The sequence below is a fragment of the Bacillus sp. RC51 genome (genome assembly GCF_044908115.1).
Classification (GTDB): domain Bacteria; phylum Bacillota; class Bacilli; order Bacillales; family Bacillaceae_G; genus Bacillus_A; species Bacillus_A mycoides.
This window is the reverse complement of the sequence record NZ_JBIYCW010000001.1, coordinates 850,489-871,726: the sequence shown is the minus strand read 5'-3', so window position 1 is coordinate 871,726 and position 21,238 is coordinate 850,489. Positions and strand designations below refer to the sequence as shown.

General features: G+C 34.3%; 18 protein-coding genes and 2 pseudogenes. 7 read left to right on the top strand and 13 right to left on the bottom strand.

All coding sequences use genetic code 11. The annotated features are described in order from the left end of the window. Positions 1-16: 16 nt before the first annotated feature. Entirely contained in the window at positions 17-2,248 is a 2,232-nt protein-coding gene (locus tag ABH959_RS04455) for an MMPL family transporter (RefSeq protein ID WP_113936539.1), read from the bottom strand. Positions 2,249-2,370: 122 nt separating this feature from the next. On the opposite strand from ABH959_RS04455, the gene ABH959_RS04450 reads away from it, so the two are divergent. Continuing rightward, positions 2,371-2,994 carry a TetR/AcrR family transcriptional regulator gene (locus tag ABH959_RS04450; RefSeq protein ID WP_113936540.1) on the top strand — a complete coding sequence of 208 codons (624 nt, stop codon included), beginning with the start codon at positions 2,371-2,373 and terminating at the stop codon, positions 2,992-2,994. A 126-nt stretch (positions 2,995-3,120) separates the two neighbouring features. Here ABH959_RS04450 and ABH959_RS04445 read toward each other — a convergent pair whose 3' ends face one another. Both ABH959_RS04445 and ABH959_RS04440 read right to left on the bottom strand, forming a co-directional pair. Continuing rightward, a complete protein-coding gene (locus tag ABH959_RS04445; RefSeq protein WP_113936541.1) occupies positions 3,121-3,774 on the bottom strand; it encodes an MBL fold metallo-hydrolase in 654 nt (217 codons plus the stop codon). 66 nt (positions 3,775-3,840) lie between these two features. Then, positions 3,841-4,248 (bottom strand): GNAT family N-acetyltransferase, encoded by a 408-nt coding sequence (locus ABH959_RS04440; protein WP_113936542.1) that lies wholly within the window; start codon positions 4,246-4,248, stop codon positions 3,841-3,843. Between the two features lie 456 nt (positions 4,249-4,704). Here ABH959_RS04440 and ABH959_RS04435 point away from each other — a divergent pair. Then, positions 4,705-4,827: pseudogene (locus ABH959_RS04435) on the top strand (MarR family winged helix-turn-helix transcriptional regulator); the annotation flags it as partial. A 482-nt stretch (positions 4,828-5,309) separates the two neighbouring features. Here ABH959_RS04435 and ABH959_RS04430 read toward each other — a convergent pair. The 4 genes from ABH959_RS04430 to ABH959_RS04415 all read right to left on the bottom strand — a co-directional run bounded on the left by ABH959_RS04430 (position 5,310) and on the right by ABH959_RS04415 (position 8,509). Further along, a complete protein-coding gene (locus ABH959_RS04430) occupies positions 5,310-5,813 on the bottom strand; it encodes a GNAT family N-acetyltransferase (protein WP_113936543.1) in 504 nt (167 codons plus the stop codon). Between the two features lie 305 nt (positions 5,814-6,118). After that, complete coding sequence (locus ABH959_RS04425) at positions 6,119-6,646, bottom strand: GNAT family N-acetyltransferase (RefSeq protein ID WP_113936544.1); 528 nt, start codon at positions 6,644-6,646, stop codon at positions 6,119-6,121. Positions 6,647-6,731: 85 nt separating this feature from the next. After that, on the bottom strand, positions 6,732-7,613 hold the full coding sequence (locus tag ABH959_RS04420) for an alpha/beta fold hydrolase (RefSeq protein WP_404492330.1): 882 nt from the start codon (positions 7,611-7,613) through the stop codon (positions 6,732-6,734). A 410-nt stretch (positions 7,614-8,023) separates the two neighbouring features. Then, on the bottom strand, positions 8,024-8,509 hold the full coding sequence (locus ABH959_RS04415) for a DUF2798 domain-containing protein (RefSeq protein ID WP_113936545.1): 486 nt from the start codon (positions 8,507-8,509) through the stop codon (positions 8,024-8,026). A 225-nt stretch (positions 8,510-8,734) separates the two neighbouring features. On the opposite strand from ABH959_RS04415, the gene ABH959_RS04410 reads away from it, so the two are divergent. Both ABH959_RS04410 and ABH959_RS04405 read left to right on the top strand, forming a co-directional pair. Next, complete coding sequence (locus ABH959_RS04410; RefSeq protein ID WP_113936546.1) at positions 8,735-9,337, top strand: DUF2441 domain-containing protein; 603 nt, start codon at positions 8,735-8,737, stop codon at positions 9,335-9,337. A gap of 33 nt (positions 9,338-9,370) precedes the next feature. Continuing rightward, complete coding sequence (locus tag ABH959_RS04405; RefSeq protein ID WP_113936547.1) at positions 9,371-10,324, top strand: nucleoside hydrolase; 954 nt, start codon at positions 9,371-9,373, stop codon at positions 10,322-10,324. A 164-nt stretch (positions 10,325-10,488) separates the two neighbouring features. On the opposite strand, the gene ABH959_RS04400 is transcribed toward ABH959_RS04405, so the two are convergent. The 3 genes from ABH959_RS04400 to ABH959_RS04390 form a co-directional block, all read right to left on the bottom strand. Next, positions 10,489-11,355: an MBL fold metallo-hydrolase gene (locus ABH959_RS04400; RefSeq protein WP_113936548.1), complete on the bottom strand. Its 867-nt coding sequence runs from the start codon at positions 11,353-11,355 to the stop codon at positions 10,489-10,491. 658 nt (positions 11,356-12,013) lie between these two features. Further along, complete coding sequence (locus ABH959_RS04395; protein ID WP_404492313.1) at positions 12,014-13,369, bottom strand: RNA-guided endonuclease TnpB family protein; 1,356 nt, start codon at positions 13,367-13,369, stop codon at positions 12,014-12,016. A 353-nt stretch (positions 13,370-13,722) separates the two neighbouring features. Continuing rightward, the gene (locus ABH959_RS04390; protein WP_113734483.1) at positions 13,723-15,036 is read right to left on the bottom strand and encodes a hemolysin family protein; all 1,314 of its coding nucleotides are present in this window, start codon (positions 15,034-15,036) and stop codon (positions 13,723-13,725) included. Positions 15,037-15,509: 473 nt separating this feature from the next. Between ABH959_RS04390 and ABH959_RS04385 the strand changes: the two are divergent. Then, positions 15,510-15,611: pseudogene (locus ABH959_RS04385) on the top strand (ArsR/SmtB family transcription factor); the annotation flags it as partial. Positions 15,612-15,622: 11 nt separating this feature from the next. Here the strand turns inward: ABH959_RS04385 and ABH959_RS04380 are convergent. Together ABH959_RS04380 and ABH959_RS04375 are read right to left on the bottom strand one after the other, a co-directional pair. Then, complete coding sequence (locus ABH959_RS04380) at positions 15,623-16,321, bottom strand: DUF7003 family protein (RefSeq protein ID WP_404492312.1); 699 nt, start codon at positions 16,319-16,321, stop codon at positions 15,623-15,625. Between the two features lie 435 nt (positions 16,322-16,756). After that, positions 16,757-17,527 (bottom strand): class I SAM-dependent methyltransferase, encoded by a 771-nt coding sequence (locus ABH959_RS04375; RefSeq protein ID WP_113937843.1) that lies wholly within the window; start codon positions 17,525-17,527, stop codon positions 16,757-16,759. Between the two features lie 141 nt (positions 17,528-17,668). Between ABH959_RS04375 and ABH959_RS04370 the strand changes: the two genes are divergently transcribed. Continuing rightward, positions 17,669-18,406 carry a ZIP family metal transporter gene (locus ABH959_RS04370; protein WP_002031888.1) on the top strand — a complete coding sequence of 246 codons (738 nt, stop codon included), beginning with the start codon at positions 17,669-17,671 and terminating at the stop codon, positions 18,404-18,406. Positions 18,407-18,488: 82 nt separating this feature from the next. Next, positions 18,489-20,189 (top strand): pyruvate oxidase, encoded by a 1,701-nt coding sequence (locus ABH959_RS04365; protein WP_113937842.1) that lies wholly within the window; start codon positions 18,489-18,491, stop codon positions 20,187-20,189. A 44-nt stretch (positions 20,190-20,233) separates the two neighbouring features. Here the strand turns inward: ABH959_RS04365 and ABH959_RS04360 are convergent, their stop codons facing one another. Then, on the bottom strand, positions 20,234-21,238 hold the full coding sequence (locus ABH959_RS04360; protein ID WP_404492311.1) for an ABC transporter permease subunit: 1,005 nt from the start codon (positions 21,236-21,238) through the stop codon (positions 20,234-20,236).

The window sequence follows — 21,238 nt, the reverse complement described above, 5'->3', positions numbered from 1 at the left end:
CCTTGGTTCTTCTCTATTATACATCCAATTTTTGTACTTCTTCTCTCTTTTTAGAAAGTTTCCCTGGCCAAAAAGCAAAGCGGCCTAAAACAACTGTGATTGCTGGTACAAGTAATGGTCTTACAATAAATGTATCTAGTAATACACCAATTGCAGTTACAATACCAAATTGGACAAGAACTTGAATTGGAAGTGTGCCTAACACTGCAAATGTTCCTGCTAAAATTAAACCTGCGGATGTAATTACACTACCTGTTTGTATAACACCATTTTTAACTGATTCTAAATGATTTTGTTTCTTTTTATTCTTCCATATTTCAGAAACCATAAAGATATTATAATCCTCTCCTAAAGCAACTAAAAATACGAATGCGTATAATGGGATCGCGCCTTGTATCGCGGGAGCTCCCATACCGAAATGCAGTAAAATCCAGCCTGCTCCTAATGCAGAGAAGAAAGATAAAACGACAGTTACAATTAAGTAAATCATCGCAACGATTGAACGTAAATACACGAGTAAAAGTAAAGCGATGATACTAATCATAACCGGAATAATAACCGCTTCATCCCGTTCAGTAATTTGCTTTGTATCATATAAGGAAGCTGTTTCTCCGCCAATCCATAAATGATTCTCAGCTCTACTAATTCCTTCATCTTTTAATACCTTTTCTACACTATTTTTCAATTTAGGGATTTGATCTAATGCTTCAATTGAGTATGGGTTTTCCGCTAAAGAAACTTCATACATTTGCAATTGATTATTTTCTTTTCCCTTCATTGGCTCTTTCACTTTATTAACAAAAGATAATTTCTCTATTTCTTGTTTAATAGGTAAATCTTTTCCGTTTGAATCAACTACAATCTTTACCGGTGCTAATTCTCCAGCTGAAAAATGATCAGTAATTAATGTAAACCCTTCACGTGATGGCATATCTTTCGGGAATGATTCTAATAAATCGTACGTGTATTGAATACGTGGTACAAATGAAGCCAATCCTCCTAATAAAAATACAGTTAGCATAATAATTGTCCACGGTTTACGTACAACAATATCCCCAAGTTTTTTACTAAAGAACCCTTTAGTATTTTTTACTTTTACTACTTTCTTTTTCTTTCTTGCAAACTCTTCATTCATCGAAGTTGTTCTCGGTATGAATGGGAAAAATGCAACTCTACCAAAAATCAATAAAAATGCCGGAAGAATTGTTAAAGCAGCAATCCCCATTATGGATACAGCAACACTAAATGGTACTGCAAATCGATGAAAGGCTCCATAATGAGCAAGTAATAATGTTCCTAATCCAAGTACGACAGTTAATGCACTCATTATAATTGCCCCACCTGATGCTTTTATCGCAAGTTGCAGTGCTTTATATTTACTTTCTTCTTCTAACAGATACTCCCTATATCTTGAAATTAAAAATAGACAGTAATCCGTTCCTGCTCCAAACAGTAAGACAGTCATAATCGAGATAGCCTGTGCATCTACTTTAATCCATCCATTGTCTGCTAAAAAGCCCAGTGTCGGACTGATAATTCCGTATGCAAAACCAACAACGAGTAAAGGTAAAATTGCTAAAATTGGTGAACGGTACAGTAAAATTAATAAAACCAATACTAGTAGTACAGTAGCAACTAATAATTTCACATCAGCTTGACTAAATAAACTTACCGCATCCGTTTGAATACCTACAGGTCCAGATAATCGAACATGTAAACCAGAGTCGGTAATTTTTTGTTTGAACGGATCTTCATCCACTTTACTATTTACTATTTTTCGTAACTCTTCTAAATTACCTTTTAATATATCCGTTCCAGCAGATTTATTAAAAAATATTGGTGTGACAAATGATGTACCATCTTTTGATGCACTTTTTGATAATACTTGCTCTGGAATTGTATCAAATGGTGGTAACAATGATTGTTCTTTTAAAGAGTCCGTTTTTAACTCTTTATAAACGTCCTGTATTAATTTGTAGTCTTTTGACTCTAATCCACCATCCCGATGCCATACAACTAACAACGGGTTTCCTGCATTATTAGGAAATTCTTTTTTCATAAGTGCTTCAGCTTGCTGTGACATAGCTGTTTCAGGTAAATTTTTCGGATTCGGTTCTTTCGTACTGTTTACTTGTGGTAACGTAAATGAAAGTACTAATGTAATAAGAATCCATACCGATAAAGTTATCCATTGCGTATTCTCCCCTGCTACAAGCCTCCCTAACATATGTAACGGGTGCTTTTTCATAAAACCCCACCTTCCTTTTTTCCTCCAACATTAATTATATATACTGGTCGGTTAATTAATCAAGAATGATTAAAAAATTATGTTATAATTATCTCAATAATAAATGTCAGGAGCGAATGTATTTGGATCAAAAACAACGTCCTCTCGGAAGGCCTCGTCAAAATAAAAATACAAAGTCTACAAAAGAAATCATTTTAGAAGTTGCAACTAGGTTATTTCTCACTCAAAATTATCAAGTTGTTTCGATGGATGAGGTCGCGAAAGAATGTGGTGTTACAAAAGCAACCGTCTACTATTACTATTCAACAAAAGCGGATTTATTTACCGCTACTATGATTCAAATGATGGTACGAATAAGAGAAAATATGGATCAAATACTCTCTACGAATAAAACCTTGGAAGCAAGATTATTGAACTTTGCTACAGTATACTTACACGCAACGATGGATATTGATATGAATAATTTTATGAAAGATGCAAAACTTTCTTTATCTGAAGAGCAATTAAAGGAATTAAAAAATGCCGAGGATAACATGTATGAAGTGTTGGAAAAAGCGCTAGATAACGCAATTCTCCTTGGAGAAATTCCTAAAGGAAATCCTAAATTTGCTGCCCATGCTTTCGTCGCTTTATTATCAATCGGGAATTTTAAAGATGAGAATCACAACCCTACTCTTGCAAATATAGATGAATTAGCAAAAGAAATCGTTTCGTTTTATTGGAATGGATTAAGTCATCAAAATTAAATTGATTATATTTAATAAAGAGCACATTTGAAATTCCTTCAAACATGCTCTTTATTAATTTAAGGGTTTTATTTATATACTAGCAATTAGATTATACTTTAGCACCGATTAACAAAAAATTCTTATCTACAGCTTTTGAATTTGTGCATTTATATTCCCCTTACTTACTCCACCATGGTAACAAACTACAGAATCAATTTCTAGATTTAAATACTTCTTCAAAGAATTTTGCGCTTCTTTTATATCCAAAGTAGTTGGGGCATGAATTCCACCTAAAATTCCGTTTACGCTATACATTGAATCCCCAGCGATAAGAGTTTTACTTTGTCTCAAATATAAACTAATATGACCAGGAGTGTGCCCTGGGGTATGAATAATAAGAATACCACCGCAATATGGAAGTTCTTGGCCGTCAACCAAAGTATCATCCACTTTTCCTTTCGGAGGATTCTGTACTTGTGCATCCTTCAACAAAGGTAACTCCCCCTCGATATACGGCTTATCTAAATCGTGAGCATAGACTTTTATATTACTTCCACAGTTTTGTAATAGTTCAGGAAGACTACCTATATGATCTATATCTTGATGCGTCAAAATCACGGCTTTTAGTTTATCAAACGATACTCCAACCTTCCCCATCTCTATTCGTATATCTTCAATTTGTCCAGGAAATCCAGCATCTATTAAAACTGCCATTTCATCATCCCATAAAAGAATTGGGTGAATAATATACTCTTGAAATTCAAGATGTAACATCTCTACCCCTTTAGCAATCTTCATAACTTTATGCTCCTTTATGATAAAGTTTGAACATATGTACAAGTACACCGAAAATATAAAGCCCCGCTATCTTATAATATGTTTTGTCATTCCAATAGAGAATGCCTTAAACCCTATAGATTCATAGTAAGATTGCAGATTTTCTACACACATAAGTTGGGGAATAACTTTGTTTTGTTCACAGTGCTGGATTAATCGTCCCACTATTTCTTTTCCAATGCCCATGGACTGATATTCTGGCAATACACATACACCGCAAATAATACCCGTTATTACACCATCTGATATTACTCGTCCCATCCCAATTAATTGTTGCTCCTTAAAAGCATATATCACATACCAACTTTGTTTACACATTTGCTCTAACTCGTTAACCGATAATTTAAGAGAATTCCATCCTAAAGATTCATACATAGTTAATAATTCATTGAAATCTTTAGGGGGTTCAATCGTGTAATTTAAAATAGTTTTCATGTAAATACTCCCTATCATCCTTTTTGTTTTATTCCAAAAAAATTTTGACCGTCGTTAAACTGACTAGAACAATACTTCAATAAGAAAAAGAAGGCATCTCACCATTGTGAATTACCTTCTTTTTTATAAATCCATCATTATATTATCAACCAAAAATCATACAGCTACATACGATAAGAACAAACAAAACTAATAAACTATTTGAGAAATAACCCATAGAGTACTACCCCTTTATTTCATTATGTAAAAGATTTTACCATAAAATTATTAATAGTATAATGACCGAAAAAGACATTGGCTTCATTAGTTTTTTATGTATAAAGTAATATTTTATAATCTTTCTATTCACCGCTCATAAAAAACTTTAACTTTTCCTCTACTGCATCTCTCACGATTTACATAACATTGATATTAGTAATAAAATAATTACTAAATTGATAAAGGACACGAAAAATAATGACTAATAAAGAATTAACAAACGAATACATGAATTTATTATTAAATATGTCAGGTACTTTTAAATTATTATCAGAGAAATCCACTGAATTTACACATTTAGAGCAACACATAGTTGAGTATACAAAAGAAGACCTCGATTTTATTAAATTCATATAATAATCTATAGGATAGTTAGTCCATTATGAGGGCAAATTATTCTTTTTATTTACATAATGAATGAAATAAGTAAACAATAAATATTTAGTTTAATCAGTATAATAAAGATATATAACTTGAAACGTTCGATTGGTTTTTGGAGGAGGACAAAGCCTCGGTGCGAAGGCAGTACTCCGCTTTCGAGGACATTAAATAAAAAATCCTAATTTGATTAGAGGCAGCCTTAAAGATAAACAAAGGACGAGAGAGTGTTTTAATGAGAGTTCACGAAATACCCATTGTTAATAAAAAGGCTTATCTTTTACTGAATGTGGAAGGAGAACATGCTTCAGTTATAGTTTGTCACTATTTGGATTATAAATCAGTTCTTTTATCTTTATCTGGATTCTCGCCCAAATTAATGACCTCTTCTCCTTTTCAATAGTTTCGAGTTAGGTCCGGGATTTCTAAAGGTCGCGTACGTTCCAAACAATCTCACCGCGCTCGTCCCACGTACTGTGATGCCTCTTAAATCCTATCTTTTCTAACACCCGGAAGGACGCAACATTCCAAGCGCCTACAGTCGACCAAAGTCTGTGGCGCCCCGTAGCAATCGCAGCGTCCAGAACAACAGATGCTGCCTCAGTCGCATAGCCTTTGCCATGAGCACTGCGGAGCAACTCGTATGCGATCTCCGGCTCTTCCAGTGTGGAACGACCGATAATCAAGCCACAGTATCCGATGAAATCACCTTCGTCTCGTCGGCGGATAGTGAGAAGGGAAATACCATTTTCGACTGCCCTCTTACGCATCTCGATAAGCTTGCTACCAACGGCGTCAAGGTTTGGCATATCCACACCACGTTCGCCAATTAATTTTCTCATCCAGACTGAATCGGATTCCTCCCACATACTCAGATCAAGTCGTTCAGTTTTCAGCTGGAACTCCATAGCTTTAAATAAAGCTGTCATAGTGGAAACCTCCTAGTTATGTCACTGCACTCATAATAGCTTCGCACCTCATCACCACATCAGGTTGGAAACCCGGCTATTTTCCAACTCTCGCGAGAATTTATAGCAACAGTGTACAAAAAATTAGTGTTATTTTATGCATGGGTAATTACCCTACAAAATAGACCTTTTTATCAAACTTTTTTCAAAACTAACTATAATATAAAGGCAAAAACATACTATACATATCAAATAGGTCCTTGCCTTTACTTTTATTGACTTCAACAACTATAAACTAAATTTAATTCGGACGAGGTCTTTTTTACTTATCTTTCAACTAAGCTAATTGCTAACTCACGTTTGTATCGAATAGATGTGAAACCTTCGCCTACAGGTAGCCCATAAGCTGGTCTTCCATCTTGGTATTTAAATCCAACTGCTTCATAAAATGGAATTCCCATATCATTATCTTTTGCAACTGAAACCCATTGTTCTTTTGCACCACGTTCAATTTGATTATTTGTAATTATAGAAAGTAATTCTGTACCAATGCCTTCTCTTTTTCTATTTGGATTTAAATATATTACAAATAACTCTGCTGTCTCTTTACCAGTGAAACCACCTCCACCAGCACCGAGTATTTCTCCATTATCACTTGCAACAAACCAGCCATTCCACTCTTGGCTAATATTTAATATTTCACTTCTCACTCTTTCTTCATTGTAAAACTCCTTGATCGTACTTTCTATGTATTGCTGGGGCAACAAACCTGGATATGTATTTCTATAACCGTCTGAACACACTTTAATAATCCCCTGTATATCTTCCACTCTTGCTTTTCTATATTCAATCATATTGCATCCTCCCCAATTATAAACAAACAATTCATTTATTATATAATTAAACATTCAAACAATTAATCCTATTCGTGTTTTTATACTATATTTCTAAAAACTCTATAATCGTTTCACATACATTATCTGTCTCTTCGATATCTGGAAAATGTGCACTATTTTCAAATATAACAAGTTTACTATTTTTCATATGACTCGTTATCCTTTTACTCATTTCCACACCAGTATTATAGTCATACACTCCAACAATGACACATGTATCTTGTTCCAAATCATTAATGCGCTCAATAAGCGGTACAATTGATTTCGTTTCAAAAATAACTTTACTCATCTCCCCTGTATTATTTAAATGACTTTCTTCCCAAAGACTACGATTTAACTTTGCAAATTCGTGATTTTTAAACAATAGCCGATCAACAACTTCAGTATCAACAATGTTCCAAACTTGATTATTTTTTTCTTTCAAGGAGATTTCCGACTTACTAATTATAGATATTTGTTCTTTCATTTTCCCTTCCGTTACTTTTAGGAACCCTTCTATCTGCACATTATACACTTCATCATAATCGTCTAATAATGGTGCCTGTAATACCATTTTCTCAACTGCTTCTGGGTATTTTAAAGCATACTCTAAACAAAGTTGTCCACCAAAAGAATATCCTAACAAATTTACCTTGTTTATATTTAATCGCTTTCTTAATTCCTCCAAATCTCCTGCTAAAGTATTTATAGAATAGTCATTATCATCTTGAGGTGCCCCACTACGCCCACATCCTCTTTGTTCATAATAAACTACCGTTAAATATTCTTCTAACCTCATTCCCAAAGTTCTCTCAAATACGTAATGATTACCGCCTGGACCTCCATGTACAATAATGAGAGGAACTGTATTATGAGCTGTCCCTGCAATTTTATACCAATGTTTAATATCAGATATATCTAAATATCGTTCACCATCTTTTAACATATAATTAATCACTTTGCGTCTCTCCCTTATGTATAATGCCCTTACTATTAGACTTTCATTTTTAACTAACTACTAAATGTATTTTATCCCACCACAAATCGAGATCGCATTCACTTATATTTTTTCTTTACATACTTAACTCTCTCCTTTAAATTGATATTAATTTTTTTACAGGTGAATAATCGCTACATTTCCCCATATAAATTCCAAACAAATATTACAACAAAAGCTGTACCCTTATACAAAAAAGGTACAGCTTTTTAACAACATACACTAAGAGGTTTATTATCATAACTAAATCACTTTCACATGACTTCAATAATTCATTTGTTTACATGCATTTCAAATTCTTGCGATACATTGAATCTATATTATTGTTTAATTTTTATAATCGAATAAAATAAATTTAACTACGCTACATTAACACCTTTATTCTTCAAAACAAACTTTCCAAATAAGAAACGTACAAGAGGTCCCATTATTATTAATTGAAGTGGGTACGCCATAATAAAATTTTTAATAAAGACCGAGAAATAAATTGAAATGAATGAGTCACCATGTAACCCATTATGTAAATACATCATAGCCATTCCGTAAAATGACATAAAGAATACCATTCCGATTACCATTGTTGTTGCCATCGCAATAATCATGTTTACTTTTTTTGATTTATCAAATGGTAATGCAAATACAATCTTTTTCGCACATGGTCCAACGATACATATTTCAATTAATAGCGCAATAATAAATCCAATTATTAGTTCTAATGCGATCTCCTTAATATGAATTGGCCCTCCTGCTCCATTCATTAATAAATTGTAAAACGTCATAACGATAACCATCCCGAGGCACATCATCATACCAAATTGGAGGTTTTCCTTTCTTGTTGTTGGCAATTTTCATCATCCCTTCTCTTTGAGTCTTTGTCATTATATCGATATTGGAAACTCCTTCGTAAGTGAACATTTTGTGAACATTTTTAAAGCGTTTACGTGCATTTCTTTCACTTTCCACTCGAATCCTATCCCACTCTATAACTTTATGATTATAAAGGTTTTATATATTTCAATGTTGAATTACTAAATTTAACATTGAATTACATTACTACTAGGAGGATAACCATGAATGACACAAAATTTTACGTATACCACATCGTTACAAGGAAAAAAATGAATATTGGACAAATCATTCATTTCGATAAAAATCAAACTAATACCCTCTATCACTTCTTTTTTGAAAGAGAACAATTAAACTCTAACGGTGAAGATGGCATAAACATTTTAAACAATCATTATAAAAGTGACGGATTACATATAAATAATGAAAATGCTAAAGTAGTTATGAATTATATAGATCAAACAATTAGAGCTGTTAGAGAAACGATTGTAGAAATGGTTAGACTGCAAGAATTTCCTGAATATCCGTCAAGGTTGTCTTGCTTATATGCTGCCAAAAGCTATGAAGATGCTTTGAAATGGAAAGCTTTATTTGATTCTTATAATCGAGATGTTTTGCAGATTGTTAAACTACGAGTGATCGGTAGTTCTTTTGAAGGTGACGGAAGTCTTTTACCGAAAGAAGATGGTATTCCTTTCGCTCAAAAAATGGAACAAGCTAGAGAGTATTGGAAAGGAAACGTTAGAAATGAACTTCCTGAGTTACTGATTAATGGGAGAATTGAAGTGGTGGAAATTATTGATGATTGTTCATCAATTAAAATTTAATTCCTGGTTAAATATTAAAGAATGGAGATTAAAATGATGAAAAAAGTGTACTTCAATCATGATGGTGGTGTAGATGATTTAATATCACTATTTTTACTACTCCAGATGGAAAATGTAGAGCTTACAGGTGTTTCAGTTATTCCTGCAGATTGTTATTTAAAACCAGCGATGTCTGCCAGTCGTAAAATTATAGATCGCTTCGGCAAAAATAATATTGAGGTAGCAGCATCAAATTCCCGTGCGAAAAATCCATTTCCAAAAGATTGGCGGATGCATGCATTTTATGTAGATGCTTTACCCATTTTAAATGAGTCTGGGAAAGTTGTTACACCTGCATCAAAAAAACCTGCACATCATCATATAATAGAGACTCTTCTACAAACTGATGGAAAAACAACTTTATTATTTACAGGGCCCCTAACTGACCTTGCTCGTGCACTATATGAATCTCCAATAATCGAAGATAAAATTGAACGTCTCGTTTGGATGGGCGGTACATTTCGTACTGCAGGCAATGTACATGAGCCGGAACATGACGGAACAGCCGAGTGGAATTCATTTTGGGATCCCGAAGCAGTAGCTCGTGTTTGGAATGCTAATATAATCATTGATTTAGTAACTCTAGAAAGTACAAACCAGGTTCCGCTAACTATAGACATACGTGAACAGTGGGCAAAAGAGCGTAAATATATTGGTGTTGATTTTCTTGGTCAATGCTATGCGATGGTCCCCCCTCTCGTTCACTTTTCAACTAACTCTACCTACTATTTGTGGGATGTATTAACTGCTGCGTTTGTTGGGAAAGCTGATCTTGCAAAAACAAAAACGATTGCTAGTATCGTTCATACATACGGACCCAGCCAAGGACGTACAGTGGAAACTGCTAACGGAAGACCAGTAAATGTCATTTATGATGTAAAACGTGATGCATTCTTTGAATATATTACTGAATTAGCTAAAAAAGCTGCTAATCACAACCAGTGTTGAAAGCCGTATAAACCCAGTTGATGAGCCAGCAAAAAAATTTAGAAATTGGTTGGGACTAAATATTTAATTATTAAAAAGAGTATTGAATTAATTTTCAATACTCTTTTTGTGCAGTTTAATTATATTCAAATCAGAATAAGCTTCAATCTGGTTTGAGTTAGGTTTTACAGATTAACCATTTCATAACCATTTACAAAGTACGTTATTGTTTCTAGCTCATCTTCATTTAATTCTCTATCTAGTTCTTGTTTATATGCTGCCTTTATCTTCTCTTCATCGCCTTTATGAGTTTCCGTATAAGTTCCTACTGTTTTTAATAAACGAATCTCTCGCAAAAATTCATTTCGATCTATAGCTTCCCCATGTGAAAGAATATAGGTTTCGGCATCAAATTTCTCTAATTCTTGTATCAGTTTAAACGTTCGTTTCGTTGTATAGTTCCGCTTTGCAGAAAAGATATCTGCATATATACAGTCTCCTAAAAATAAAATCTTTTCTTCTTTAATATAAATAACAACAGAGTCATGTGAATGGTCTCCGCCCACATGCTTTAACACACATGTCACATCACCAAGGTCTAATTCAAGTTGCTTCTGAAAGGTTAAGGTCGGCAGAATAATTTGAATATTTCTTGGTTGTTCAATGAACTCTTTTTTTATACAGTCCGCACAAAATTCAATTTCTGTGCCTTCTTTTACTCGTGTGTCCAACGCGTCATCTGTCCATTTATAAGAAACTAGTTTCTGCATCTCTCTTTTCGTTTCAGAATGCGCAATAGATAATGCACCTTGTAGTACAGGTAATCCAAAAATATGATCCCAGTGCCAATGCGTTAATGCTACAAAATCAGGATTTGAGATATTTTGCTCTTTTAGCATTTCTAAAAACAATTGTGCATGTGCTTCTGAATTACCTGCATCTATCATCAAAGTCTTTTCATTTCCAATGACCATTCCTAATATAGGTCTATCTGTTTCAGAAACAGGTGTCATATACCAAAATGAGTCTCCTATTTTTTTAATTTGCTGCATAACTATTGCCTCCATTTTATGAGTGTGTAACAATTTCCAGCCGAGAAAATTCTTTATTTTGTATTTTGATTACTAATAAATAACAATGTCAGAAAAAATCATTCTACATTTTTTATTATCTAGTGAAATACAAATACTAATTTTGACAAGGGAATCCTTTCTCAACATTTGTTACTTTTAATCTATTTTACGCTACGAATTTACATTTAAATTATATTACAATTTGTATAAATGAGATACATTTTACAATATCGAAGGGGTGTTGAACCTGGAATGCAAAGGAACCAATCATACCCTATTTCGGTAATGTGTTAACAGGTAAAAAGTTGATCAATGAATTTAATAAGGAGGGCTACCATGTTATCAGCTGAGTCAACTATCCCCACTGAGATGAAGCGTTTCAGTGGGGGCTTGAGTTAGAACGCTAGGTCTTTTCATCTATCACTAGACAGTTGACGCTCTAGCATTCATGCCACCTCACAGTAACACCCCAAGTATGTTTTTGGTTGGTACTAGAAACGAATAATCGTTTCCCCACTTGCACCACCCTTTCGAAAAAGAGCAGTTCTTCCTTATAGAAGAAGCCACCACTCAGATGAATCCGGCGTGTGCTACAGGCCCCGACAAGTCGAGTACACATGGATGGTTGACACATCCACTAAGCTATGCGCGAAGCAACAGCCTTACGTTTTTGCACTTCTAATAGAATCGGCGTTTTCACTTTAAGATTTTCATCCAATTCTACAACTCTTGATTTTTGCAATGTATTCAACGCACCATTAATATCAGCGTGAATACATGTTCCTGATTTACTTTGATACAGACCACGAGTGATTCGTTTGCCACTAAAGCGATAATGCGTCCTATCCTCCTTAGACCAAACTGGAATCTTATCTTTATCAAGAAAACTAGCTTTTGAAGTATAGCTTTCTTCTTGTTTTAAAAATCGTATACCTTCTTTTATACATTTATTCTCAATCGCTGCAATCAGTTTATGAAATGGGATTTGAACAAATTTTTGATTATTCTTTTTCCCCATATCAGATTTTTGTTTCCAACCAGTGTTATACCCTACGACAACCATATCTATGTTACATGCTTTCACTTTTTTGAACAACAAGCCGACAGTTTGTGAAATGTAACCATTTATTTGTCGTTCCCGTTTATGCCAAAGTGCAGCCATTTTGTTCGTTACAACTCGTTTAGAAAGTCCATTTTCCACATTTTTCAGTTGGAGATTACGTATCATTTTGTTGAAGTACTGGTTAATAGATTTTAGTTTTTTTCCATCAATTAAAAATGTGTCACCTGTATTTGTTACGCAACTTAATAATCTATCTACACCTAAATCGCAACTCAAAGCGTTACTAGTAGTCGTGGATGGTTTCTTCATTTGAGAAACGTGCATTTCATATGTGTAATGCACCTCAAAGAACCGACCTTTTTGTTTCGGTACAATCTCAATGTAGGAGATTTTTTTATTTCTTACATTTTTAGGCATACGTATTTTAATGGAACCGAATTTTTTCCTGAATGCAACATTCATTGGAATCATCCAATACCCGTTATCATCCACTTTTGGAACTTGATAGATTTCAATAATTCGTTTGTCAGTTGAACCAGAATAATTCGGAAACTTAGGACGACCTGCGAAGGTTTCAGGTTTTTTCTTCCACTGTTCCAATCCTTTAAAAAAGCTTTTTACTTCTGTAAATAAGGATCTACGAATCGCTTGAACAGAGTTTGATTGAATGCCCCAGTAATTCATATCGGCTTGCATGGCAGTGTCCACTTCTTTTACAGTAGCCATCTTGTTATTATTCAAGTAACTTTGTTTAATTGTGTATAATCCAACATTTCGCAACGCTTTTGAACTATGTGACATGCTTTGCAGTAAGCGAAATTCTTTCGCAGTAAGGCAAGCTCGTCCGATATTCTGTTTCTGCGTGAATCGTTGTATGTTTTCTCTTTTCTTTTGTTTACGTAATACTTTCACTGCTTTCTTTCTAGCCATTGTTTTCACCACCTTTCTCAGAGGGTTTATTAAAATCATTAGTTACTTTTAACAAATCAATATTTGGAACAAAATGTGAACATGGTCTTCATCGTAATTCCTTTTAGCGCAAGTAACCGAATGATTATTATTATCCAATTTCGTTGTCTTACGATATATTCCCTCCTTATCTAAGGGCAGATTATATCGTAAGACAAAAAGAAACAAATATTCGCCCTCAAAAAATTGTTATGAACGAAACAAAAGAGTTCAGCCTACCTTCTGACGGCAATTCATCTACACCTGAATTGTTGGGTTTCACCCGTAACACAAATCAGATGGAGTCTTCTTGCCAAAAAGGATAAAAGCAGCAACTATACAGTTGCTGCTTCCAACATTTCTTTTTGTATTTCAACACGTTTGATTTGGTGAGGGTCTTTAGAAAGAATTTTAAATGCATATCCTTCGCTATTTACTGTTTGTCCTTCCTGGATATCATAATTCTGCATCAGAATCCAACCACCAATCGTGTCAACATCACTATCATTCATATGTAATCCTAGTAAATCATTTAATTCGCTAATTAATACTTTACCTTCTACGACAACATGACCTTCATTCATTTGCTGGATGGGCGGACGCTCATCTTCATCGTATTCATCACGTATTTCTCCTACAATCTCTTCCAGTATATCCTCAATGGTTACAATACCAGCCGTACCGCCGTATTCATCATATAAGACAGCCAACGGAATACGTTTCTTTTGCATTTGTAGTAAAAGATTATGTATTGGTATGGTCTCAATTACTTCAATTACTGGACGCGTATACGATTGAATAGAACTGAATTCTTTTGTTTCCTTATTCATATAACGGATAAAGAAATCTTTCACATTCACCATACCAATGATTTCATCTTTATCTTCCCCAAATACTGGGTAACGTGTGTACTTTTCATCACGGATTATTTTCATATGGTCTGCTAAAGAATTATCTACATGTAGCCCTATAATTTCTGTACGGGGGACCATGATTTCTTTCGCAATACGATTATCAAATTCAAAAATATTATTTACATATTTGTATTCAGCTTGATTAATTTCTCCACGTTCATAACTTTCAGAAAGAATCAATCGTAATTCTTCTTCTGTATGTGCTACATCATGCTCTGATGCAGGTTTTAAGCCGAACATTCCTGTTATCATCCTTGCAGAGCCATTTAACAAGCGAATAAACGGATACATGATTTTGTAGAACCAGATAAGCGGAGCCGAAAGTAATAAAGTAACCTTCTCAGCCTTTTGAATCGCGAATGTTTTTGGTGCTAATTCACCAACTACAACATGTAAGTACGTCATAATAGTAAAAGCAATTCCTAAAGATAATACACCTGCAATGGAAGGATTGATGTTCCACTTATCAAATAAAGGATGTAAAAGTCTCTCAATCGTTGGTTCACCTAGTGCCCCGAGTCCCATTGCTGTAACTGTAATCCCTAATTGACAAGCTGACAAATACTCATCCAAGTTTGATGTCACTTTCTTCGCTGCCAGCGCACCCTTCTTTCCTTCTAATACAAATTGATCAATCTTTGATCCTCTTACTTTTACAATAGCAAACTCAATTGCTACGAAAAATGCAGTACATGCGATTAAAACCACTACCATGATTAAATTAAATATGTCCAACTAATTCCCTTAGCTTCCTTGAAACTAAAGGATTCACCTCCTGATATATTTTCTCTTTCCAGACCTACTTCATACACATTGACATGAGATTGTATAAAATCTACATTCTCAAAATGATGAGGGGTACTCTGAGAAAATCGAGGTCATTTAGCCACCTATCCGAGTCAACATCTGAGTCCAATACATTTCCACCGCCTTGATTAAATTATCTATATGTTAGCATGAGAAATAAATCCCAGTCAACGTTTACATTTTGTATACCCTGAAATTCAAACAAAAAGCTTCTCTTTCCTGTTACATAAAACCTCTTAATGTGTGCATCAAACACTATAACATTTCCTTCACTTCCACTAACTATATTATTTTTTTGTTCATTATTTACATTCCTTCTCACATTAAAAATAAAGCGAAGAAACATTTATCTATCTTTTTTAAAAATATTTTGACAGACATATTAGTAATAACTAATACAATTGTTCAACTCAAATGATTTAGATGTGAAAGCGAAGTTCATACATGGCTTTGCCGATAAAATCATGTTACAAATGCTTCAATGTATCATAGGTGGGGAAAAACAGTTTCTTATTTAAATGTCATCCTCTTCTTGTTTTTCAAAATCACTCCATGTCCAATTGGTCCAATCATTATTTACTTTCCCTACAGTTATCAAATTCACATTATTTAATTCAATCGCTTTAGCTAAACTTTGAAAGAATATGCTCTCACTCGGTTTTTGATCATCACTTATATCAGGATGTTCCCATTCTTCTGTTTGATAAAATAGATTTGGTTTAAATTCTGCATTGGTTTCATCTAATATGTCCGAGGGATTTACCCAGAATTTCTCCTTATATTTAGAAGTTAAAAAACGAATAAGTTTGGTAGGATGAAATGAATCTGTTTCAATTCCTAAACACTTATACTCTTCTACAGTTGGTGTTAAAGTGATACGTTCTCCTTTCAAAAGTAACTCCATATGAAAAGGATCTACAAGGAAATGCTCTTCATCATCGTACCAATATTCTTCATTTACAAGCGTTAAGATTTCATCGAAACATGAAAAGAATCCTTGCTGTCTCATGCTATTACTATACACATAGAAGTTATTCGATATCTCAAGGTTTGCATCAACGCCCACAACCTCAAATACAATGAGCCACTTGTCTTCCTCTCGAAAAACAGATATTCTGGATTGTGCTAAGTCAAAATTATAGTTATCAAGTACTGGAAAATCAAAATCTTCCGCGTACCTATCTAGTGTTTCAAGTATTTTTTCTGCTTTCATAACATTACTCTCCATAAAGTTAGTATAGTAAATTTTTATTACATTCGTTTTTCTTTATTTAACTCATAAACATTATCTAAATACCAGGACATTTTTTATGTCTCTCTAAACTGGCAACCATCCAGTTTTGTTTATTTGTATATTATATAAAACTCTAATGGCTCAGTAAACAACATTTGATTATGACCTTATCCTTCATTTTCTTTATAATTGTATTTTCACAGTCCCCACCATAGCACTCCACTGCAGCTCCTCTTATTCTTCCTTACAATTAAAACAAAAACACATAGTCTATTGTTAATATGAAATACAGTTTGATTATTTTTTCTAATAACTTACTATATAAGAAAAGACGCGTTTCTATATAAACGCGCCTGATTGTTATATTCTTAGGAACACTTCTTTATGTCACTTATCAACTAATAATCAGCATCCCTATCTTTTCTTTCGGCAAACTACCACCATAGAATAACAATCCTCCTGCAACTCATTCCCATCCCAATCATTATATATATGTAACAATTCAAACCCATTCGCTACTAGTAATCTTTCTAATTCTTGTGGATACGTATACCGAAGATCTATTGTTGTTTTCAGTTCCTCTACTAGCGCATTATCCTCATAAAACCTTCTTGTTGTTATGTAGTGCTGTATTTGTTGAATTGAATCATAATTCATCTCAGTATATAAATCACATCTTCTTCCCTGTTCATCTGTAATAGTTGTCCAATATTCTTCTGTAGGTGGTTGTATTAATTCTTCCTTTGACGGAAAACGTGTATCAAATATGAATATACCATTATCAGTTATTACATTATGAATCGATGCTAATAATTGATTTTGATGTGTATTAGTAAGAAAATGTTGGAATCCATGTCCTACCATAAATGCTAACGGAATTGTCTCTTCGACGCTCAATTGCAAGCAGTCTTGCTGTAACCACTTTATATTCTTTAAACTCGCAGATTTACTCTTCGCTTCAGCAAGCATTCCTTCATGTATATCTATACCAATCATTTGATACCCTTTTTCGATAAAAGGAATAGTGACTCTCCCTGTTCCACATGCAATATCTAAAATCCATTCATTTTGTATATTTAGTTTTTGCGCCCATGATAGTAAAAACGGAAAATCTGAAAAACTTTTATTTTCTATATCATATCGTTTTGGATTTTCATATTCAGATAAATTCCATTTTGTTTGCACTTACATTCCCCATTTCATTTTAATATGTAAATTATAATGAATTTACAGTTTTTTCTCTATAATTAGTCATAATAATTTGGACTAATCTCCCTCCCCCATTAGTAAGCTGAAAACAAGGGGATAGAATTGGAGTGTGATGATATGGAACGTTTATGGATTCCTATAATCGTTACGTTTTTTTCGTTCGGTGGATTACTATTAGGAGGTGCTGTTGGAGTAGCAACACGCCAACTAATTGAAGAAAAGATGCATCGCTTATACGCATTATGTGGTGGGATTTTGCTTGGGCTTTTATCACTTGAAATTATTCCTGAAACATTTTCAAGCTATGAAATAATTGGGCCTATGCTCGGTATAGCTATCGGTATTTTAGTTATGAGCTTATTAGATAACTATTGTCATCATCCGATTATACATAAGAAAGATCAACAAGCATGGCAAACCTTCCTTTTTCTTTCTTTCGCTATATTCATTCATAATATGCCGAGTGGATTTGCGTTAGGAACAGCGTTTATAAATCATAATGACTCTGCCATTCCTTTCTTACTTGCGATTGTCATTCACCATATTCCAGAAGGGTTAGCTTTAATTATTCCATTTCTTTTTACAAAACATAAATACATTTCATTTTTATTAACAACTTTATTACTTTCTCTTATCCTAGGGACCGGTACTGTTTTTGGCATTATGATGGACGGGAAAGCTCTCCATTTACAAGGACTTATTATGGGAAGCGCAATTGGTTCTCTTGGCTATGTCACAATTCACGAAATGCTTTGGAAAGCAAAAAAACAGCTACCTTTCCTTCCGTTTCTATCGTGGTCTATTAGTGGATTTTTACTAATAACAGTCTTCACTCTTTTCACTGGTCATCATTAAAACAAATAAGTTATATCATTTGTATATTTTTCCTTTTTCTCCAAAACATAATAGTATCTACCTATTATAAGGAGGAACGATTATGTTTGGAAAAACAGCCGGTGAAGCATTAGTGGATCTTTTAATTGACTGGGGTGTAGAACACATATATGGTATGCCTGGAGATTCCATTAATTCTATTATTGAAGCTTTAAGAAAAAAACAAGATAAAATTAAATTTATTCAAGTTCGCCATGAAGAAGCTGGTGCGTTAGCAGCGGCAGCCTATGCGAAATTAACAGGAAAACTTGGTGTTTGTATGGCTATTGCAGGACCTGGAGCTATTCATTTATTAAATGGTTTATATGATGCGAAACTCGATCAAGCTCCCGTATTAGCAATTTCAGGACAAGTCGAAAGTGATTTACTCGGAACGGATTTTTTCCAAGAAGTAAACTTAGAAAGAATGTTTGATGATGTCGCGGTTTATAACCAACGAATAATGTCAGCTGAACAGTTACCTGCTGTAGTTAATCAAGCGATTCGAATGGCATATACAAAAAAAGGTGTCTCTGTTCTTACAATTCCAGATGATGTTCCAAAATTTGAAGTGAAAAATGGTGCACGTATTACAAACTCTTCCTTTACATTACCAGAAATATTTCCGCAAGAAGAAGATTTAGCTGTAGCGAAACTCGCACTTAATGAAGCGAAAAAACCTGTTATTTTAGCCGGAAAAGGAGCTAAACATGCGAGAGATTCTTTACTTGCATTTGCAGAACATATCGGTGCACCAATCGTACTTACATTACCAGCTAAAGGGATTGTTCCTGATGAACACCCTCTTTGTATCGGTGGATTAGGTTTAATCGGGACGAAACCTTCTTATGAAGCAATGAAACATGCTGATACTTTAATTATGGTGGGCACTTCTTATCCGTTCACTGGTTTCTTACCCGAAAAAGCAAAAACACTTCATATTGATACAGACCCCGCACAAATTGGGAAACGTTATACGACAGATATCGGCTTAGCTGGTGACGCTGATAAAACATTAAAATGGTTAATTGAAAATGTAGAAAAACACGAGGATCTTTCCTTCTTAGAGCATCATCAAGAAATGATGAAAAAGTGGGAAGAAAAATTACACACTCAAGAAGAAGATTCTTCTACTCCAATTAAACCACAACGAGTTATGCATGCACTGCAGAAAGTAGCAGAAGATGACGCAATTCTTTCAGTCGATGTCGGAAATGTAACAGTATGGACTGCAAGGCACTTCCGTATGACAAACCAGAAATTTATCATTTCTAGTTGGCTCGCAACACTTGGCTGCGGTTTACCTGGTGCACTTGCTGGACAAATTGCTTTCCCAGATAAACAAGTATTTGCCGTTTGTGGTGACGGCGGTTTCGGAATGACAATGAACGATTTCGTAACAGCTGTTAAATATAAACTACCAATCGTTGTCGTCGTTTTAAATAATAATAAGATCGCCATGATTAAATTCGAACAAGAAGTTATGGGGAATATCGAATTTGGTACAGACTTAACAAACCCTGATTTCGCAAAATATGCCGAGGCTTGCGGTGGTATTGGATACCGTGTAGAACAGTTAGATGATTTACTTCCCGCCTTTGAAAATGCAGTAAAACAAAGTAAACCATGCATTATTGATGTAGTTGTAGATGTAAATGAAGCACCAATGCCAGCAAAAATCACATTTGGTCAAGCAGCTGGTTATACGAAACATATGATAAAAGAATTATTTGAAGAAGGTAAGATTGATTTACCACCACTTTAAACAAAAAAGATAGCTGAAAACAATTTGTCTTCAGCTATCTTTCTTTATTTTTGTACCTCTTTATAGAAAGAAAAATCATTCATAGTAGGTTGTACTTGCTTCTCTACTTTCACTTCTTTATCCTTCCTCTTCGACATTTTTACACTTCCTAGTCTAATTGCATCTTGCATACTATTGCTAATTAGATTCCCTGATAAGATTGTCATACTATAGAAAGCGATTGGTATAAGTACAATCCATGTATGAGTAGTTAAGTGACGGAAGTTTTGACCAATTAGGCCAGTCCATTCCTTTGCTACACTATCTGCATCTATAGCGCCAAAAATTATTGTTCCGCCAAAAAATAATTCCAACAAACCAAGATGCAAGAGGAGTAATAAAGTACTTACAAATTGCTGGGCTACTAATAAAAGAAATGATGGTAACATATGCGGCCATACATGGCGTTTCAACCTCTGCCACTTACTTCCGCCGAGCACAGTGGCCGCCAACATAAATTCTTCTTTCTTAATACGCTTGACTTCTTGCGCTACATACAACATAACTGTCGGTACTGCAAGACATGCAAGAACTATAATTTGAAACGCAACTCGCAAATGAAACGGAGCAGCTGCCTCTCCACTGTCGAACATTAAAACTCCCCTTAATATAAAATAGGAAATCATAACCATTGGTACAATGCTGAATGGGTCAAAAAAGGACGAAATAATTGGAAAAGAACGCCGACTATACATACCGAGAAGTAAGCCTATGCCCCCTCCAATAATTACTCGTAAAATCGCTATAATTAAACTCGCACCAACCGTCCATTTCGCTCCCTCTATTATTAGTTGAAAAAGATCGCGGCCTTTCGCATCACTTCCGAACCAAAATTTACTCGATGGTGAAAACGGAGCAACCTCTAATTCTCCTTTTGCGTTATACATCATCGTTAGTTCACGAATATTCCCATCGAAAAACAACGTATTCCCAATACTAACAATCATAAGGACACTTAAAAAGGTTACACCAAACCAAAACCTTACATCTTTTTTAACAACTTGCCACAT

Bases quoted from the DNA above. Each gene is read 5' to 3' on its own strand.
- ABH959_RS04455 (WP_113936539.1), bottom strand. From the start codon at position 2,248: ATGAAAAAGCACCCGTTACATATGTTAGGGAGGCTTGTAGCAGGGGAG.
- ABH959_RS04445 (WP_113936541.1), bottom strand. From the start codon at position 3,774: ATGAAGATTGCTAAAGGGGTAGAGATGTTACATCTTGAATTTCAAGAG.
- ABH959_RS04440 (WP_113936542.1), bottom strand. From the start codon at position 4,248: ATGAAAACTATTTTAAATTACACGATTGAACCCCCTAAAGATTTCAAT.
- ABH959_RS04430 (WP_113936543.1), bottom strand. From the start codon at position 5,813: ATGACAGCTTTATTTAAAGCTATGGAGTTCCAGCTGAAAACTGAACGA.
- ABH959_RS04425 (WP_113936544.1), bottom strand. From the start codon at position 6,646: ATGATTGAATATAGAAAAGCAAGAGTGGAAGATATACAGGGGATTATT.
- ABH959_RS04420 (WP_404492330.1), bottom strand. From the start codon at position 7,613: ATGTTAAAAGATGGTGAACGATATTTAGATATATCTGATATTAAACAT.
- ABH959_RS04410 (WP_113936546.1), top strand. From the start codon at position 8,735: ATGAATGACACAAAATTTTACGTATACCACATCGTTACAAGGAAAAAA.
- ABH959_RS04405 (WP_113936547.1), top strand. From the start codon at position 9,371: ATGATGAAAAAAGTGTACTTCAATCATGATGGTGGTGTAGATGATTTA.
- ABH959_RS04400 (WP_113936548.1), bottom strand. From the start codon at position 11,355: ATGCAGCAAATTAAAAAAATAGGAGACTCATTTTGGTATATGACACCT.
- ABH959_RS04395 (WP_404492313.1), bottom strand. From the start codon at position 13,369: ATGGCTAGAAAGAAAGCAGTGAAAGTATTACGTAAACAAAAGAAAAGA.
- ABH959_RS04380 (WP_404492312.1), bottom strand. From the start codon at position 16,321: ATGAAAGCAGAAAAAATACTTGAAACACTAGATAGGTACGCGGAAGAT.
- ABH959_RS04370 (WP_002031888.1), top strand. From the start codon at position 17,669: ATGGAACGTTTATGGATTCCTATAATCGTTACGTTTTTTTCGTTCGGT.
- ABH959_RS04365 (WP_113937842.1), top strand. From the start codon at position 18,489: ATGTTTGGAAAAACAGCCGGTGAAGCATTAGTGGATCTTTTAATTGAC.
- ABH959_RS04360 (WP_404492311.1), bottom strand. From the start codon at position 21,238: ATGTGGCAAGTTGTTAAAAAAGATGTAAGGTTTTGGTTTGGTGTAACC.